The organism is Serratia sp. AKBS12, assembly GCF_024793895.1.
Taxonomy (GTDB): domain Bacteria; phylum Pseudomonadota; class Gammaproteobacteria; order Enterobacterales; family Enterobacteriaceae; genus Serratia_F.
This window is the reverse complement of record NZ_JANUSB010000017.1, coordinates 56,846-73,435: the sequence shown is the minus strand read 5'-3', so window position 1 is coordinate 73,435 and position 16,590 is coordinate 56,846. Positions and strand designations below refer to the sequence as shown.

15 protein-coding genes, 1 tRNA gene and 1 pseudogene are annotated in these 16,590 nt (G+C 57.2%); 8 read left to right on the top strand and 9 right to left on the bottom strand.

Going from position 1 to position 16,590, the window contains the following annotated elements:
* Nucleotides 1-60 precede the first annotated feature (60 nt).
* The 3 genes from NYE85_RS21485 to tesA form a co-directional block, all read right to left on the bottom strand.
* On the bottom strand, nucleotides 61-915 hold the full coding sequence (locus NYE85_RS21485; RefSeq protein WP_259006741.1) for a co-chaperone YbbN: 855 nt from the start codon (nucleotides 913-915) through the stop codon (nucleotides 61-63).
* A 77-nt stretch (nucleotides 916-992) separates the two neighbouring features.
* Nucleotides 993-1,769, bottom strand: a complete 777-nt coding sequence (locus NYE85_RS21480) for an SDR family oxidoreductase (RefSeq protein WP_259006740.1) — start codon at nucleotides 1,767-1,769, stop codon at nucleotides 993-995.
* A 25-nt stretch (nucleotides 1,770-1,794) separates the two neighbouring features.
* Nucleotides 1,795-2,433: a multifunctional acyl-CoA thioesterase I/protease I/lysophospholipase L1 gene (tesA, locus tag NYE85_RS21475; protein WP_259007005.1), complete on the bottom strand. Its 639-nt coding sequence runs from the start codon at nucleotides 2,431-2,433 to the stop codon at nucleotides 1,795-1,797.
* On the opposite strand from tesA, the gene ybbA reads away from it, so the two are divergent.
* On the top strand, nucleotides 2,404-3,090 hold the full coding sequence (gene ybbA, locus NYE85_RS21470) for a putative ABC transporter ATP-binding protein YbbA (protein ID WP_259006739.1): 687 nt from the start codon (nucleotides 2,404-2,406) through the stop codon (nucleotides 3,088-3,090). The genes tesA and ybbA overlap by 30 nt on opposite strands.
* Entirely contained in the window at nucleotides 3,087-5,519 is a 2,433-nt protein-coding gene (ybbP, locus tag NYE85_RS21465) for a putative ABC transporter permease subunit YbbP (RefSeq protein ID WP_259006738.1), read from the top strand. The genes ybbA and ybbP overlap by 4 nt, the downstream gene beginning before the upstream one ends.
* 174 nt (nucleotides 5,520-5,693) lie before the next feature.
* On the opposite strand, the gene purK is transcribed toward ybbP, so the two are convergent.
* From purK to ppiB, 4 genes are all read right to left on the bottom strand, one after another.
* Nucleotides 5,694-6,761 (bottom strand): 5-(carboxyamino)imidazole ribonucleotide synthase, encoded by a 1,068-nt coding sequence (gene purK, locus NYE85_RS21460; protein ID WP_259006737.1) that lies wholly within the window; start codon nucleotides 6,759-6,761, stop codon nucleotides 5,694-5,696.
* Nucleotides 6,758-7,282: a 5-(carboxyamino)imidazole ribonucleotide mutase gene (gene purE, locus NYE85_RS21455; protein WP_259006736.1), complete on the bottom strand. Its 525-nt coding sequence runs from the start codon at nucleotides 7,280-7,282 to the stop codon at nucleotides 6,758-6,760. Before purE ends, purK begins: the two co-directional genes overlap by 4 nt.
* Nucleotides 7,283-7,448: 166 nt before the next feature.
* Entirely contained in the window at nucleotides 7,449-8,171 is a 723-nt protein-coding gene (locus NYE85_RS21450) for a UDP-2,3-diacylglucosamine diphosphatase (RefSeq protein WP_259006735.1), read from the bottom strand.
* Nucleotides 8,172-8,181: 10 nt separating this feature from the next.
* A complete protein-coding gene (gene ppiB, locus NYE85_RS21445; RefSeq protein ID WP_259006734.1) occupies nucleotides 8,182-8,676 on the bottom strand; it encodes a peptidylprolyl isomerase B in 495 nt (164 codons plus the stop codon).
* Nucleotides 8,677-8,957: 281 nt separating this feature from the next.
* Between ppiB and cysS the strand changes: the two genes are divergently transcribed.
* Nucleotides 8,958-10,343, top strand: coding sequence for a cysteine--tRNA ligase (gene cysS, locus NYE85_RS21440; RefSeq protein WP_259006733.1), 1,386 nt, complete (start codon nucleotides 8,958-8,960; stop codon nucleotides 10,341-10,343).
* A gap of 54 nt (nucleotides 10,344-10,397) precedes the next feature.
* On the opposite strand, the gene ybcJ is transcribed toward cysS, so the two are convergent.
* Complete coding sequence (gene ybcJ, locus NYE85_RS21435) at nucleotides 10,398-10,610, bottom strand: ribosome-associated protein YbcJ (RefSeq protein WP_004954409.1); 213 nt, start codon at nucleotides 10,608-10,610, stop codon at nucleotides 10,398-10,400.
* Nucleotides 10,611-10,620: 10 nt separating this feature from the next.
* Nucleotides 10,621-11,487: a bifunctional methylenetetrahydrofolate dehydrogenase/methenyltetrahydrofolate cyclohydrolase FolD gene (gene folD, locus NYE85_RS21430; protein WP_259006732.1), complete on the bottom strand. Its 867-nt coding sequence runs from the start codon at nucleotides 11,485-11,487 to the stop codon at nucleotides 10,621-10,623.
* 322 nt (nucleotides 11,488-11,809) lie between these two features.
* Here folD and NYE85_RS21425 point away from each other — a divergent pair.
* The 5 genes and pseudogenes from NYE85_RS21425 to NYE85_RS21405 all read left to right on the top strand — a co-directional run bounded on the left by NYE85_RS21425 (nucleotide 11,810) and on the right by NYE85_RS21405 (nucleotide 16,588).
* Nucleotides 11,810-11,886, top strand: a tRNA-Arg gene (locus NYE85_RS21425).
* Nucleotides 11,887-12,399: 513 nt separating this feature from the next.
* Nucleotides 12,400-12,834 carry a cupin domain-containing protein gene (locus NYE85_RS21420; protein WP_259007003.1) on the top strand — a complete coding sequence of 145 codons (435 nt, stop codon included), beginning with the start codon at nucleotides 12,400-12,402 and terminating at the stop codon, nucleotides 12,832-12,834.
* A gap of 58 nt (nucleotides 12,835-12,892) precedes the next feature.
* Nucleotides 12,893-13,942, top strand: a complete 1,050-nt coding sequence (locus NYE85_RS21415; RefSeq protein WP_309600889.1) for an NAD(P)-dependent alcohol dehydrogenase — start codon at nucleotides 12,893-12,895, stop codon at nucleotides 13,940-13,942.
* Between the two features lie 407 nt (nucleotides 13,943-14,349).
* Nucleotides 14,350-14,682, top strand: a pseudogene (locus NYE85_RS21410) (LysR substrate-binding domain-containing protein); the annotation flags it as partial.
* Nucleotides 14,683-15,139: 457 nt separating this feature from the next.
* Nucleotides 15,140-16,588: a sensor domain-containing diguanylate cyclase gene (locus NYE85_RS21405; RefSeq protein WP_259006729.1), complete on the top strand. Its 1,449-nt coding sequence runs from the start codon at nucleotides 15,140-15,142 to the stop codon at nucleotides 16,586-16,588.
* Nucleotides 16,589-16,590 lie beyond the last annotated feature (2 nt).

Genomic DNA, 16,590 nt, shown 5'->3' with positions numbered 1-16,590 from the left:
CAACGCGAACTATCTAGGGGATAGCGTCGAGAAGGGCGGTGAAAACCGCCCATTTGGCGATCAGTAGAGCAATGAATACAGCTGACGGCGATACTTGGCAGCCAGTGCATCGCCGGTACCGAGCGCAGCGAGGATATCCATCAGCGTCTTGCGCGCGCTGCCGTTGGCGGCGGCCAGATCTTTCTTCAGGTGGCCCATCAGCTGTTCCAGCGCTTCTTCGTTACGGCCAACCTGGTGCAATTGCAGCGCCAGCTGTACCGCCAGTTCGGCGTTGGCCGGGTCTGCGTCGACCTGCTGTTGCAAAAGCTGGATTTCCGGCGTGTCGGCGGCCTGTTTCATCAGTTCGATCTGTGCCACCAGTCCTTGATAACGCGTGTCGCGATCTTGCAGCGGGATAGTCGCCAGCACCGCTTCGGCGTCTTCAATGCGGTTTAGCGTTAGCTGGGTTTCCGCCAGTGCCAGCCCGATATCGCCGCGCTGATTGCTGCTCTGCCAAGCGTCCTTTAACAGAGGCAGTGCTTCGATGGCGTTACCTGCCTGCAACAGTTCATTGGCCTGTGCCAGCTTCAGATCTTCTGCCTTGGGCAGAAAACGCTGCAGGAATTCGCGGATAACCTCTTCCGGCTGCGGGCCCTGGAAACCGTCTACCGGCTGGCCGTCTTTAAACAGATAAACGGTAGGAATCGAACGTAGTCCGAACTGCGAGGCAATCATCTGTTCGGCATCGCAATCCACTTTTGCCAGCACGAACTGGCCAGCGTATTCCGTCGCCAACTTGTCCAGCAACGGCGTCAGTTGCTGGCAGTGCTGGCTGCGATCGGACCAGAAGTAGAACAGCACCGGAACGGACATCGATTGTTCCAGCGTTTGCTGCAGATTCATTTCGTTAATATCAATAACAGTCGGAGCTAGCATGGGTTTCTCTCTGATCGTGCAAGTCTGATTAACATTAGGTGGGGGCAGGGGGGACATCGTTCAACCCCGCAATGAAATTAACCGTTGCTGCGCAACAGCCAGTCCAGCGCGCGACCGGGTAAAATACGGCGCAGTACGCTCAAGGCATGGGCCAGCAGGGTCACCGGATAGCGCAGTCGCGCTTTCGGGCTTTCCAGCGCATGGCGCAATTTTGGCAATATCGCCTCTGGCGGTAGCGTCAGTCGCTTGGCAATCCCCGGATTGTGTACCGGTCGATCGCTACGCGTTTGGTTGACGTTCTGGGTGAAATGGGTAGTCAGCGGGCCGGGTTCGATCAGACTGACCTGAATACCGGTGCCGTGCAGTTCCATGCGCAATGCATCTGACCATGCTTCCAGCGCGAATTTGCTGGCGGCATAGGCACCACGCCCGGCGCTGGACACCAGCCCCATCACCGAACTGGTCTGAATAATGCGCCCTTCGCCATGGGGCAGCATGGCCGGCAACAGCAGTTGCGTCAGTTGGTGGGTGCCGAACAGGTTGGTGGAAAACTGCTGTTCCAACTGTTGGCGGGAAATACCACTGAGCGGGCCGTATACCCCGAACCCGCCATTGTTGAACAGGCCGTATAGCCGGCCACCGGTCATGTCGATCACCTGCGCCGCCGCCCGCTCAACGCTGGCGCTGTCGTCCAGATCAAGCTCGATGCCCTCAAGCCCGAGCTGCCGCATGTTGTCGACGTCCTGTGCTTTACGACAGGCCGCCAGCACGCGGTAGCCACGGTTACGCAGGTCCTGAGCTGCGATCAGGCCAATGCCGCTGGAACAACCGGTTATCAATACCGCTTTTTGCATAACTTTACCTAGTGTACAACCCTATTTAATTAGACTCATGTTTTACTAACGGTTTCAGGCGCTCCGCCATCCAGGTGGCGATAAACGGCTGCGCGTCGCGGTTGGGGTGCAAACCGTCATCCTGCATCCATTCCGCTTTGATAGCCACCTGCTCCATATAAAACGGCACCAGCGGAATGTTGAACCGTTTGGCCAATTGCGGGTAAATCGCGCTGAAGGCCTCAGTATAACGGCGTCCGTAGTTCGGCGGTATGCGGATTTGCATTAGTAGCGGCCGGGCGCCGGCCTGTTGCACCAGGGTAATGATCTTACCGAGATCGCGCTGTACATCCTGCGCCGGGAAGCCACGCAAGCCGTCGTTGGCTCCCAGTTCAATCAGCACCCAGCGCGGTTTGTGCTGCGCCAACAGCGTCGGCAAGCGTGCCAGGCCTTGAGCAGCGGTATCACCACTGATGCTGGCGTTGATCACCGTCGGCGCACCGGGTTGCTGCTGCCATTGGTTGGCCAGCAGCGTCGGCCAGGCCTGTGCGACCGGCAGCCGATAGCCGGCGCTTAAACTGTCGCCAAGAATCAATAACGTATCGGCAGCCGCCGCACGTAAACCGAATAAGCCCAACAGCAAAAGGAAGGGAAAATGCCAGCGGAAAACGTTCTTGAAGTTCATCATCTTAGTAAACACGTTGGTCAGGGTGAGCATCAGCTCACCATCCTTACCGGAGTCGAGCTGGTTGTCAAACCTGCACAGACAATTGCCCTGATTGGCGAGTCTGGTTCGGGGAAGTCGACGCTGCTGGGGATCCTGGCCGGACTGGATGACGGCAGCGCTGGTGATGTTCATTTACTGGGCGAATCGCTGACCGCGCTGGACGAAGAAGGGCGTGCCGCACTGCGCGCCAACAATGTCGGCTTTGTATTTCAGTCGTTCATGCTGGTGCCGACGCTCAACGCATTGGAAAACGTACAACTGCCGGCGTTGCTGCGTGGCGAAAGCGATCGCCAGAGCCGCGAACAGGCGGTGCAATTGCTGGAACAGCTTGGGCTGGGGCAGCGGCTAAGTCATTTGCCGGCGCAGCTGTCTGGTGGTGAGCAGCAGCGGGTGGCGCTGGCGCGTGCCTTTAGCGGCCGGCCGCGGGTGCTGTTTGCCGACGAGCCGACCGGCAATCTTGACCGCCAGACCGGCGAGCGCATCGCCGATCTGCTGTTTACCTTGAACCGTGATTTTGACACCACGCTGATCCTGGTGACCCACGACGAAACGTTGGCAGCCCGCTGTCAGCGTCGGTTGCGCTTGCGTGAAGGCAAGCTGTGGGAGGAAGCATGATCTGGCGCTGGTTCTGGCGCGAATGGCGTTCGCCTTCGCTGCTGATTGTCTGGCTGGCGTTGACACTGTCGGTGGCCTGCGTGCTGGCGCTCGGCAGCATCAGCGATCGTATGGATAAAGGACTCAGCCAGCAGAGTCGGGATTTCATTGCCGGCGATCGGGTGTTGCGCAGCGCGCGGCCAGTACCGGAAGGGTGGCTGCTTGACGCGCAACAACAGGGCTTGCAGGTCAGCCGCCAATTGTCATTTACCACCATGACCTATGCCGGTGACAGGCCGCAGCTGGCGAACGTCAAGGCGACCGATCTGGCCTACCCGCTGTATGGCCGTCTTGAGACGCGGCCGGCAAACGTCAAGCCGCAACCCGGAACGGTGCTGGTGGCGCCGCGCCTGCTGGCGTTACTGGGAGTGAAGGTTGGCGATAGCCTGGAGGTGGGGGACACCCGGCTGCGTATCGCCGGGGAGATCGTGCAGGAGCCGGATTCGGGCTTTAACCCGTTCCAGACCGCGCCGCGCATTCTGATCAACATGGCGGACGTTGACAAAACCGGTGCGGTGCAGCCCGGTAGTCGCTTGACCTATCGTTATATGTTTGCCGGTGCTGCGGACGATCTGGCGCGTTATGAGACGCGTCTGACTCCACAGCTGAAAGCCGACCAGCGCTGGTTTGGTTTGGAAAATTCTGGCGGGGCGCTGGGTAAGTCGCTGCAACGTTCGCAACAGTTTCTGCTGCTGTCCGCGTTGTTGACGTTGCTGCTGTCAATCGCTGCCGTGGCGGTGGCGATGAGCCATTATTGCCGCAGCCGTTACGATCTGATCGCGGTGTTGAAAACCCTGGGGGCCGGCCGCCGGGCGCTACGCCGGTTGATTATCGGCCAGTGGCTGGCGGTTCTGGCGCTGGCAGCGCTGTGCGGCAGCGCAATCGGGCTGGGGTTTGAGGCGTTGCTGATCGAGTTGCTGGCACCGGTGTTGCCGGGCGAACTGCCGGCGGCAGGCGGCTGGCCGTGGTTGTGGTCGTTGGGGGCGCTGGTGCTGATTTCCCTGTTGGTCGGCGTACGGCCGTATCGCCAACTGTTGGCCACCCAGCCGCTGCGCGTGCTGCGGCGCGATGTGGTGGCCAATGTCTGGCCGCTGCGCTACTTCCTGCCGGCAACCGCCATCGTGGTAGTGGCGTTGCTGACGGTGCTGATGGGGGCCAGCACGCTGCTGTGGTCGATTCTGGCCGGCATGCTGGTGCTGGCGCTGCTGTTGGGTGGCATTGGCTGGGGCAGTCTGCTGTTACTGCGTCGTATCACGCTGCGCAATCTGGCGCTGCGCCTGGCGGTCAACCGGCTGTTGCACCAGCCGTGGGTGACGGTCAGCCAGTTGGCGGCCTTTTCGCTGTCGTTCATGCTGCTGGCGTTGCTGTTGGTGCTACGCGGCGATTTGCTGGATCGTTGGCAGCAGCAGTTGCCGCCGGATACGCCGAACTACTTCCTGTTGAACATGACCGGTGAACAGGTACCGCAGGTGAAGGCTTTCCTGCAACAGCATCAGGTGCCAGAGGAAACCTATTATCCGATTGTACGCGTACGCCTGACGGAAATTAACCAACAGGTCGCGACCGAACTGGTGCGTGAGGACGATCCGGGGGGCGAGGCGGTCAACCGCGAGCTGAACCTGACCTGGCTGGCGGCACGACCGGATCACAATCCGCTGACCGCCGGATACTGGCCACCGAAGGCCGGTGAAGTGTCAATGGATGCCGGTATCGCCGAGCGACTGAAGGTGAAGCTGGGCGATACGCTGACCTTCAGCGGCGATACGCAGTCGTTCAATGCCAAGGTAACCAGCCTGCGGCAGGTGGATTGGGAAAGCCTGAAACCCAACTTCTATTTTATCTTCCCGCCGCACGCGCTCGACGGCCAGCCGCAAACCTGGCTGACCAGCTTTCGTTACGACGGTGACGGCAGCATGCTGACGCAATTGAATCGGCAATTCCCGACCCTAAGCCTGATGGATATCGGTTCCATCCTGCAACAGGTCGGCGGCGTGTTGCAGCAGGTTAGCCGGGCGCTGGAGGTGATGGTGGTGCTGGTGGTGGTGTGCGGCGGTTTGCTGTTGCTGGCGCAGGTGCAGGTCGGCATGCGCCAACGGCGGCAGGAACTGGTGGTGTACCGCACGCTCGGCGCCAGCAAGCGTTTGCTGCGTGGTACGCTATGGTGCGAGTTCGCACTGCTCGGGCTGGTGGCGGGGATCGCCGCGGCGATCGGCGCAGAGGCGGCGCTGTGGCTACTGCAAAGCCGGGTGTTTGACTTCCCTTGGCAGCCAACGCCGCTGTTATGGTGGTCATTGCCACTGTTCAGCGCGTTGCTGCTGTCACTGTGCGGCGGCTGGCTGGGAGTGCGATTACTGCGTGGCCAGGCGCTGTTCCGCAGCTACGAAGGTTAACGCCGGAGCGATCTGATCAGCCCTGTGGCGGCGTTTGCGTCGGCCATTGGGTTGCTCATCAATTGCCCTGGCGCTTGGCGCCGACGGTGGGCAGTCGCTGGTTGCGCTGGCGCGGCAATAAAAAAGGGCGCGGTTCAGTGGAACCACGCCCTTTTTGCCGCCGGTTGATGCAGACTATGCCAGCATTTGCCGCGCCCAGTCGAGGCCGCTGCAGTATTCCGCTGGCAGCAGGGGTGCCAAATCTCCAAGCGTCTGCGCCAGCGCGTCGGCGTTGGGATCGTTGAGGTTGAGGTGACCCACTTTGCGACCCTCGCGCACCTCTTTGTCATACCAGTGCAAATGTACCAGCGGCAGACCGAGCCAGGCGGTATTCACTGCGGTGCCGATCAGATTGACCATCACCGACGGCGTATTGACCACCGGTTTGGGCAGCGGCAGGCCGAGAATGGCCCGCAGATGCAGCTCAAACTGGCTGATTGACGCGCCGTTCTGCGTCCAGTGCCCGCTGTTATGTACCCGCGGTGCCAGTTCGTTAATCAGCAGTTCGTCGCCAACGATAAAGCATTCCATTGCCATCACGCCGACGTAGTCGAGTGCATGCAGGATCGCCGCCAGCATCTGTTCAGCTTGCTGCTGCAACGCCGGGTTTGGCGCAGGCAGCGCCACGCTGGTACGCAGAATGCCGTTTTCATGCAGGTTGTGCGTCAGCGGATAGAACACGCATTGGCCATCATGACTGCGAGCACCGACCAACGACACTTCACCGGAAAAGTTGATGCCCTGTTCGACGATGCATTCGCCGTATGCATCGGCCGGCAATTCGTGCTGCTGACCGCTGCGCAAACGCCACTGGCCGCGGCCGTCATAGCCGCCGACGCGGCGTTTGACGATCGCCAGTTCACCCAATGAGGCGAACACCTGCGGCCATTCGGCGGCATCCGCCAGCAGTTGCCACGGCGCGGTAGCCAGATTGAGCCGATCGAGCAGCTGTTTTTGCGTCAGGCGATCGGCCAGGCGCGGGAATATGTCGCGGTTGACGAAGCTGTTATGCGTCGCCAGTTCGCGCGTCAGCGCCGTTTCCGGCCAGCGCTCGATTTCGGCGGTAATCACGCTGTTTTGGTACGGCACCGCTTCGGGTTCGGCGTCCAGCCCGACAGGGTAAACGGCGATGCCCAGCGGTTCGCCGGCCTGGCGCAGCATGCGCCCGAGCTGTCCGTTGCCGAGTACGCAAACCGGTTTCATGCGTCCTCCCGCGGGTCTGGATGGTTCAGTACTTCATCGGTTTGTGCCTGACGCCAGTCGGCCAGACGCTGCGCCAGTGCGGTATCATGCAGTGCCACAATCTGCGCCGCCAGTAACGCGGCGTTCGCTGCGCCTGCCTTGCCGATCGCCAACGTGCCGACCGGAATGCCACGTGGCATCTGGACGATGGAATACAGGCTGTCAACGCCGCTCAACGCCGCGCTCTGCACCGGTACACCCAGCACCGGCACGAGCGTTTTCGCCGCCAGCATGCCTGGCAGATGCGCTGCACCGCCGGCACCGGCGATAATCACGTCAAACCCGTTGGCGCTTGCCTGTTCGGCAAAGCTGAACAGTTTATCCGGCGTGCGGTGAGCGGAGACGACCTCGACATGGAACGGAACATCAAGTGAAGTCAGAACCTCGGCCGCGAATTGCATGGTGGCCCAGTCACTTTTTGATCCCATTACAATTGCGATTTTAGCCTCGGTGTTGGTGGCTGAAGCAGCGTTGGCTCCCATGGGTGTAAGGCTCCTGTAGATTGTTCACGCATCGGCCGGATGCCAGCGGAGGCAGGCCGTTTGAGGGCGTAGAGCATATCATGGGTACACGGCGAGGAAAACGGTTGCGTGGCCGCTTTTCGCCGTCAAAAGCGCTAAAATTTTTAGCACAGCGTCAGCGTGGCAATCAGAACGGGAATTGGATCAGCTCAACGGCGTCGGCGGTGACCTTGACCATCGAACCTTGATGATGCCAGGCGCCAAGCACCACCCGCTGCGCTTCGCCGTTGGCGAGTTGCAACGAATGCACCGCAGGGCGGTGGGTATGGCCATGGATCATCCAGCGTACCCGGTGTTGCACCATCGCCTGCTCAACCGCCTGTGGATTGACGTCCATGATGTCCAGCGATTTATGCTGATTACTTTGCTGGCTGCGCGCCCGCATATTGGCGGCGATCTTCAGGCGCCAGCGTAAAGGCATCGCCAGGAACAGTTTCTGGATCAGGGGGTTATGTACCCGACGGCGAAATTTTTGATAGGGCAGATCGTCGGTGCACAGGGTATCGCCGTGCAGGATCAGTATCCGTCGACCGTACAGCTCCAGCACTTGCTGTTCCGGCAGCAGCGTCATGCCGCTGGCGTTGGCAAAGCGTTTGCCGAGCAGAAAATCACGGTTGCCGTGGATGAAATAGCACGGAACGCCAGCCTGTTGCAGCGCTTTCAAGGCGGCGGCGATTTCAGCGTGCAGTGGTTCGGGGTCGTCGTCGCCAATCCAGGCTTCAAACAGATCGCCAAGAATGTAGAGCGCATCCGCCTGAACGGCTTCTTGCTGTAAAAAACGCAGAAAACCGGCAGTAATTGCCGGTTCCTGTGCGCATAGATGCAAGTCTGCGATAAACAGCGTGCTCATGCCGCCGCGATTACTCGCTGACGGTAACGCTGGTGATCACCACGTCCTCTACCGGCACGTCCTGGTGCATGCCGCTGCGGCCGGTTTTCACGCCCTTGATTTTATTGACCACGTCCATGCCTTCAACCACTTCGGCAAATACGCAGTATCCCCAGCCCTGCGCGTTCTCGCCGCGGAAGTTCAGGAAGTCGTTGTCTGCTACGTTGATGAAGAACTGCGCGGTAGCGGAATGTGGATCGTTGGTACGCGCCATTGCCAGGGTGCCAACGGTGTTTTTCAGGCCATTGTTGGCTTCATTGTTGATTGGCGCCTGGGTGTTCTTCTGGTTCATGCCAGGTTCAAAACCACCGCCTTGAATCATAAAGCCATTGATAACACGGTGGAAAATGGTGTTGTCGTAGAAACCAGAGCGGCAGTAGTTCAGGAAGTTTTCAACGGTGACCGGTGCTTTGTCTGCGAAGGTGTTGATGACGATGTCGCCGTGATTGGTGTGGAAAGTAACCATAGTTTTAATCCTAACAAGATGAAGTGAGATGCCACAAAACAGGTGTGAACAATCAGAACGACCTTATAACATATCTCCCTTAACGAGTCAGTAGCGGCAACCGGACACGCCATCGTCACGATAGGTGGTGTTATGTTATAACCTATTGTAGCCGGGCCGCAGATTTCTGTTGCCCGGTAGCGCAAACCTTGGCCTTGACCTTGCATTAGATCGGCCTTCGCGGTTCAATACGCTGATCCCTGTTATTAATACTGTTACTACGCACACCACGGAATGTCCCGATGCTAAAGATTTTTAATACCCTGAGTCGTCAAAAAGAGGAATTCAAACCTATTCATGCCGGAAAAGTCGGTATGTATGTGTGCGGGGTAACCATTTATGACCTGTGCCACATTGGTCACGGGCGTACCTTTGTTGCTTTCGACGTGGTAGCGCGTTATCTGCGTTATCTTGGTTACGATCTGAATTACGTGCGCAACGTGACCGACGTTGACGACAAAATTATCCGCCGTGCGGCGGAGAATGGCGAAACCTGCGATCAACTGACCGGTCGCATGCTGGCAGAAATGCACGCCGATTTTGACGCGCTGCTGATCGAGCGCCCGGATCAGGAACCGCGTGCCACACAGCATATCGCCGAGATCATCGAGATCACCGAGCGTTTGATCGCCCGCGATCACGCCTATGTCGCCAGCAACGGTGACGTGATGTTCGCCATCGACAGCGATCCGGATTACGGCCTGTTGTCGCGCCAGGATCTGGACCAGTTGCAGGCCGGTGCGCGCGTTGAAGTTGACGACGTCAAGCGCAACCCGATGGACTTCGTGCTGTGGAAAATGTCCAAGCCGGGTGAGCCGAGCTGGCAGTCGCCGTGGGGTGAAGGCCGTCCTGGCTGGCACATCGAATGCTCGGCGATGAACTGCAAGCAGCTCGGTACCCATTTCGATATTCATGGCGGTGGTTCGGATCTGATGTTCCCGCACCACGAAAACGAAATAGCCCAGTCCAGTTGCGCCCATGACGGCCCGTACGTCAATTACTGGATGCATTCCGGTATGGTGATGATCGACAAAGAGAAGATGTCCAAGTCATTGAACAATTTCTTCACCATTCGCGACGTATTGGGCTATTACGACGCAGAAACCGTGCGTTACTTCCTGATGTCCGGCCACTATCGCAGCCAGCTGAACTACAGCGAAGAGAACCTCAAGCAGGCACGCGCGTCGCTGGAACGCTTGTACACCGCGCTGCGCGGTACCGATCCGTTGGCGGCTCCCGCGGGTGGCGCAGAGTTCGAGGCACGGTTCCGTGAAGCGATGGATGATGACTTCAACACGCCGGAAGCCTATTCCGCTCTGTTTGATCTGGCGCGTGAAGTGAACCGTTTGAAGAACGAAGACATGGCGGCGGCTAACGCAATGGCGGCGGAACTGCGTAAACTGGCCAGGGTGCTTGGCCTGCTGCAACAAGAACCGGAAGCGTTCCTGCAAAGTGGCGCACAGGCTGACGACGGAGAAGTGGCGGAAATCGAGGCGTTGATCAAACAGCGTAACGATGCGCGCAAATCCAAGGATTGGGCGCTGGCGGATGCCGCGCGCGATCGCCTGAACGAAATGGGCATCGTGCTGGAAGATGGCCCGCAGGGCACCACCTGGCGGCGCAAGTAAGTTTGTGCCGGTAATAAAAAAGGCGCCTCAGGCGCCTTTTTCAATTGACCGCATTCAGGGTTTTACGGTCACTTTACTGCCGGCGAATTCGACCACCTGATCGGCAACGATCTTGCAGCGTTTACGTGTTTCCACCTTGCCGTCAACCTTCACCAACCCTTCGGCGATGACTTCTTTGGCGGCACCGCCGCTTTCGCACCAGCCCTGAAACTTCAGCAGATCGCACAGTTCGACATGAGGGTGACTTTCCAGATTAAAAATTTCCATACTGCCTTACTTATTTAGGTTGAACGTCGTGGTATTCCTCGCAGGCCTGCAAGGTATTCTGGATCAGTGTAGCAACGGTCATCGGACCGACTCCACCCGGCACTGGCGTGATATAGGCCGCGCGCTGGCTGGCAACGTCAAATTCTACGTCGCCGACCACCTTGCCGCTTTCCAGGCGGTTGATGCCGACATCAATCACGATCGCACCCGGTTTGATCCAGTCGCCGGGAATAAAGCCTGGTTTGCCTACCGCCACCACCAGCAGGTCGGCATTTTCGACGTGGTGACGCAGGTTCTTGGTGAAGCGATGGGTAACGGTGGTGGTACACCCGGCCAGCAGCAATTCCATGCTCATCGGTCGGCCGACGATGTTGGAGGCGCCGACCACCACGGCATTCAGGCCGTAGGTATCGATATTGTAACGTTCCAGCAGCGTAACGATGCCACGTGGGGTGCAGGGGCGCAGTTTGGGCGCACGCTGACACAGGCGGCCGACGTTGTAGGGGTGGAAGCCGTCGACGTCTTTGTCCGGATTGATGCGTTCCAGCACTTTGACATTATCGATACCGGCCGGCAGCGGCAGCTGCACCAGAATACCGTCGATGTCGCTGTCGACATTCAGTTGGTCGATCAGCTTTAGCAGTTCGGCTTCGCTGGTGGAGGCCGGCAGATCGTAAGAGCGGGAAACAAAACCCACTTCTTCACAGGCACGGCGCTTGCTGGCAACGTAAATTTGCGAGGCCGGGTTCTCGCCAACCAGCACGACTGCCAGGCCTGGCGCGCGTTTTCCCGCGTCCAGGCGTTGTTTAACTTGCTCAGCCACTTCGTTTCTAACCTGCTGCGCAATCGTTTTACCATCAATAATCTTTGCTGCCATCGGTGTGGAAATCCATCAAATAAGAAAAGCGGGGGATGCGGCTATTTTGTCAGAAGCTGAGCGCGCTGTCAGGCGCTGAATAAGGATATGCATCGTTTACCGTGGCCAAAACGCCCTCATTCCGTGCGTTTTTTGCCGGCTTGGGCGGGTTGCCGACGGCAAAAATATCACGGCGTACGGCCAGATAGTGGCTGGTAAGCCATTGCGCTGGGTGAAAAAACAGCATAAGGCGCGCTTGGCGCGGCGAGGTTATGAAAAGGCATTGACTCAATAACCTCTGACCGTATAATCCAACCCGCAACTTCAGTTGCCGCATCCCAATGCGCCCTTAGCTCAGTTGGATAGAGCAACGGCCTTCTAAGCCGTAGGTCACAGGTTCGAGCCCTGTAGGGCGTACCATTTTCACTTCTCCCAATCTCTACTAAAGTCACTGTTCCCCCACAACATGCGACTTCAATAAGCATCTTCTTTACCTACGCCTCTTAGCGTGATTAATCTCTGGCAGTTGCACAGGGACTTTGTACATTCTCAAGGATTACCTCATAAAGCGCAGCGGTATTACAGCTCCGGCAGATAATACGATTGCCATTAATGGTAAAAATAGCCCATGCAAGCTATCTACAAGGCGTGGTGTCTCTGCCTGAGAGGTTACCAGTGTCAACGGTCGCTTTCGCCGGCGTGAAAGTGATGACTTTTAGCATAATCGAACCTGCAGGTTTAATGAGTTTACCTCATAAGCCCATTCTTATTTCGCACTCTAATCGGCTAAGCCCGTCGCTGTTATTCTTGCCATCACCGTTGGCGGTAAAAAACCGCTGCATGCCGAATCTGCAGCAGCTCGATGTCGAATCGGCTAAACCTTAATGAGGAGCGATTATGAAATTACTCGCAGCATCAGCGGTGATGATGTCTATGTTAACCCCGGCAGCGTATGCCGACGTGGAGGAAAAAATGAAAATTCAACGCAGTGGTTCACAACCGTCGCAAGCTGGCCCGGCCGCCTATTTCAGCGGCCAGGTGCGTATCGATGCGCCTTTCCAGGGCAGCGAGTCGGCGCGGGTGGGCGGTGCGACCGTCACCTTTGAACCGGGTGCGCGTACCGCCTGGCACACTCACCCGCTGGGGCAAACGCTGATCGTCACCCAGGGTCGTGGCTGGCTCCAGCAGTGGGGCGAGGCAGTACAGGAAATCAATCAAGGTGATATTGTCTGGATCCCGCAGGGCGTCAAACATTGGCATGGTGCAACCGCGACCACGGCAATGACGCATATCGCGATTGCCGAATCACTCAACGGCAGCCCGGTTGAGTGGATGGAAAAAGTCAGCGACGAACAGTATCAGCAATAACCCACGTAGAGCCGCCGTTGCTCATTGTTAGCTTTCCCGCCGAACAGGAGTCTAGATGATGAAAGTGCTTGGTTATGCAGCAAAGTCAGCGCAGGTGCCGCTGGCTCCGTTTGAATTTACTCGCCGCGATCCGCGCCCGGATGACGTGGTGTTCGAGGTTCTTTATTGCGGTGTATGTCATTCGGATTTACACCAGGCGCGCAATGATTGGGGGATCAGCCTTTATCCACTGGTACCAGGCCATGAGGTGATTGGGCGTGTGACGGCGGTAGGTGACCAGGTGACGGGGATCAAGCTCGGCGATATTGTCGGCGTGGGGTGCATGGTGGATTCGTGTCGCCAATGCCAGCCGTGTCAGCAGGGACTGGAGCAGTACTGCGAACAGGGTAATATTCAGACCTATAATGGCGTCGATCCTCATGACAGCCTGCCGACCTACGGCGGTTATTCGCAAACCATGGTGACGACGCAAGATTTCGTTCTGAAAATTCCCGCAGGCATGGATCTCTCATCGGCGGCGCCGCTGTTGTGTGCCGGCATCACCACCTGGTCGCCGTTGCGCCGTTGGAATATCGGCAAAGACAGCAAGGTGGCGGTGGTCGGGCTGGGAGGGCTGGGGCATATGGCGCTGAAGCTGGCGAATGCGCTGGGTGCCGATGTTACGCTATTCACCCGTTCGGCGTCGAAAGAAGAGGACGCTCGCCGGCTGGGTGCGCATCACGTCATCCTGTCCAGCAGCGACGCGCAAATGGCCGAAGTGGCAGGGAAGTTCGATCTGATTATTGATACCGTGCCGTACGTTCATGATATCAATCCGTATATGTCGACCCTGACGCTGGACGGTACGCTGGTATTTGTCGGTTTCCTGGGGGATATCGATCCGATGCTGAACACCGTTCCGCTGATTTTAGGGCGTCGTTCGGTGGCTGGCTCGTGCATCGGCGGTATTGCCGAAACGCAGGAGATGCTGGATTTTTGCGGGCAGCATGGAATTACCTCCGACGTTGAGGTGATTGCGATACAGGATATAAACCAGGCATATGAGCGGATGCTGAAAAGCGACGTGAAATATCGCTTTGTCATTGACATGGCCTCACTGCATGCATAACGGACAGATGGAATAAGGTGTTCAAGGCCAGGCAGCCGGTGTGAGTAGCCACGCCGGCATGGCCAACGTTGATTTTTCCATTCGGCGTTACATCTGCCTCAGCAAACTTACCGAGTAATGACAAATCTATACATTGGAATTGCTAGTGTTAACTCACCCGATGAAGTTGTGTGTTATTCCTTTCCTGTAGTGTATATCCCATCCCTATTGAGTTTATCCCGCCTAGTGCGGGATTTTTTTTATTGGCGTGCGGCAATATTTATTTCGCCGGTCATGATGCTGCGGGGGGAGACAGCGCCAAAGATCATGTGGGAAACCGAGCTCGATGGCACTGATATCAGCCAATCGTTGCCATTGCTCCGCTTCCAGCGTTGCCAGATTATCCTCTAGCTGTACCAGAGTACGTGCGCCATCGTTGTCTTAACTACCGCTGGCCGATCAATGGCCACCCGTATCGTTGGGAGTTTGAACGTGGCGCGGACAAGCTGGACATTATTGCCGTCGAAGGGCCATTGGTGGCCAACGAACCGGAGATATTGGTGCAGGCCGCCATCGACGGAATGGTCGCCGCTTATCTGTTTGAGCGTCAAATAGCCGCTGCGTTGGCGGATTGGCGATTGTTGCCATTGCTGGATGACTGGACGCCGCCGTTTCCTGGTTTTTATCTTTATTACCCTGCCAACCGGCAGATGCCGCGCCCGTTACGTGCTTTTATCGATTTTGCCCGAGCTAAGCGCTAAATGCGTTCCGCCGCCTTTTTTGTTCATTTTTTCTGCACATTTTGGTTGTACTGTATCGGGGTTATTAGCCCGCTTAGGCTAACACTGCATATTGGTACAAATACTCCCGGTTCCTAGACCGGGTTTTTTGTGTGTACCTGCCAGCAAGTCAAATAATCCTGCGCGAAAACAGCAACACCTTCGAATAGTCTTAAAAATAATGTGGTTTACTGTTTGTTCCGAAAGACAACGGCTTGCGCTATGCTGTTGGCGTATTGCCGCTCACCGAGAAGGGAGCGGTGATGCTGATAGAGTCGGCCACTAAGCGACTTGTCCGGATAATGCGTTAGAATGTTCCTGCTAAATAAAATTAACGCGGCTATCAGCCTGATTTACGGCTTATTTATCTTCCCTATTTTGCTGGGTCATAGAATATGCACACAACTATTCTGGTTATTATGCGCGCGTGGGTAACACCATGAACGCCAGGATAATTTCCAAATATGGCCTACCGGTTGCGCTTCAGCTTATTAATCTTTTCTTACTGACATTTCTGCTATCGCTGGTAGGGATATTTTCTCGGCCGATTGGTTCACTGTCATTATTCTGGCCGGTAAACGCCATTTTACTGGGACTGTTATTGCGCAAGCCGGCGTATGCAACGCCGATGGGGTGGCTGGCCACCTATCTTGGCATGGTCAGCGCCGATCTTGCCACCGGTGAAGGCGTGTCGCTGGCGCTATGGCTGAATGCCTGCAATATGGCGCTGATCGCCACCGGCTATGGCGTAATGCTGTTACTGCCCCAGTCGCAGCGCCGGATGGGCAAACCACAGGCCATTCTGTATATGTTCTCTGCCAGTTTAGCCGGCGCGGCGGTGGCGTCGACGCTGTCGGTGCTGCGTAATGACAGCCTGTATAACAATACGGTGATTACCGCCTGGCTGGCCTGGTTTAGCGAACAGTTTTCTACTACCTTGCTGATTCTGCCGGTGCTGCTGGCTGCCCCGCGCCTGAAGCCGCTGTTGCGCATGCGGTTCAACTGGCGGTTGAGCGCCAGCCTGCCGTTGCTGGCGCTGATAGTATCGTTGCTGTTTAGCGTGTACATCGGTGGTCCGGGAGCGATTGCCTTCCCGATCCCGGCACTGCTGTGGTGCGCGGTCAGTTATCAGCTCTTTACCGTTACGCTGTTGACGTTATTGACCGGCATTATCGAAATAAGCAGTATTTCGGCCAATTTAATGCTGTATGAAACCCCGAGCACCCGCGGCGCACTGCTGGATACGCTGATGTCCGCCCGCTTGGGCATTGCCATGCTGGTAATGGGGCCGTTGATTCTGTCGAGTTCGATAGCCGTCAATCGCAAACTGCTGCGACGGCTGGAACACAGTGCCAGCCATGATTTTCTCACCGGCACTTTGACGCGCAGCGCGCTGATGCGCAAGGCTCGCGAACTGCTGGAGCATAAACAGCGCTGCAAAGAAGCGGTTTCGTTGCTGTTGATTGACGTCGACCATTTCAAACTGATTAACGATAGCTACGGCCACGTGATTGGCGATCGGGTGCTGGCGAATTTTATTCATCTGCTGCGTCGTGAATTGCGCCCCGATCAACTGCTCGGTCGTCTGGGCGGTGAAGAGTTTGTCATCGTGCTGCCGCGTGCGCTGGCGGCGCAGGCGGTGGCGATGGGGGAATATTTGCGGCGTCAGGTGGAAAAAGCGCAAATCGACATTGGCGATCGCGCACCGTTGAAGCTGACCATTAGCGTTGGCGTCGCCAGCCTGGCAATGAATGAAGACAAATCGCTGGAGCAATTGATGAATATGGCGGATATCGCGCTGTATCGCGCCAAATCGCTGGGGCGTAATCGGGTGGAACCGTTTAATGTGATCAGTGGCAACAGCGTCGATCACATTCTCTTCAAGTAGGC

Coding starts and splice junctions, on each gene's coding strand:
- NYE85_RS21485 (WP_259006741.1), bottom strand. CDS start 915: ATGCTAGCTCCGACTGTTATTGATATTAACGAAATGAATCTGCAGCAA.
- NYE85_RS21480 (WP_259006740.1), bottom strand. CDS start 1,769: ATGCAAAAAGCGGTATTGATAACCGGTTGTTCCAGCGGCATTGGCCTG.
- ybbA (WP_259006739.1), top strand. CDS start 2,404: ATGCCAGCGGAAAACGTTCTTGAAGTTCATCATCTTAGTAAACACGTT.
- tesA (WP_259007005.1), bottom strand. CDS start 2,433: ATGAACTTCAAGAACGTTTTCCGCTGGCATTTTCCCTTCCTTTTGCTG.
- ybbP (WP_259006738.1), top strand. CDS start 3,087: ATGATCTGGCGCTGGTTCTGGCGCGAATGGCGTTCGCCTTCGCTGCTG.
- purK (WP_259006737.1), bottom strand. CDS start 6,761: ATGAAACCGGTTTGCGTACTCGGCAACGGACAGCTCGGGCGCATGCTG.
- purE (WP_259006736.1), bottom strand. CDS start 7,282: ATGGGAGCCAACGCTGCTTCAGCCACCAACACCGAGGCTAAAATCGCA.
- NYE85_RS21450 (WP_259006735.1), bottom strand. CDS start 8,171: ATGAGCACGCTGTTTATCGCAGACTTGCATCTATGCGCACAGGAACCG.
- ppiB (WP_259006734.1), bottom strand. CDS start 8,676: ATGGTTACTTTCCACACCAATCACGGCGACATCGTCATCAACACCTTC.
- cysS (WP_259006733.1), top strand. CDS start 8,958: ATGCTAAAGATTTTTAATACCCTGAGTCGTCAAAAAGAGGAATTCAAA.
- ybcJ (WP_004954409.1), bottom strand. CDS start 10,610: ATGGAAATTTTTAATCTGGAAAGTCACCCTCATGTCGAACTGTGCGAT.
- folD (WP_259006732.1), bottom strand. CDS start 11,487: ATGGCAGCAAAGATTATTGATGGTAAAACGATTGCGCAGCAGGTTAGA.
- NYE85_RS21420 (WP_259007003.1), top strand. CDS start 12,400: ATGTTAACCCCGGCAGCGTATGCCGACGTGGAGGAAAAAATGAAAATT.
- NYE85_RS21415 (WP_309600889.1), top strand. CDS start 12,893: ATGAAAGTGCTTGGTTATGCAGCAAAGTCAGCGCAGGTGCCGCTGGCT.
- NYE85_RS21405 (WP_259006729.1), top strand. CDS start 15,140: ATGAACGCCAGGATAATTTCCAAATATGGCCTACCGGTTGCGCTTCAG.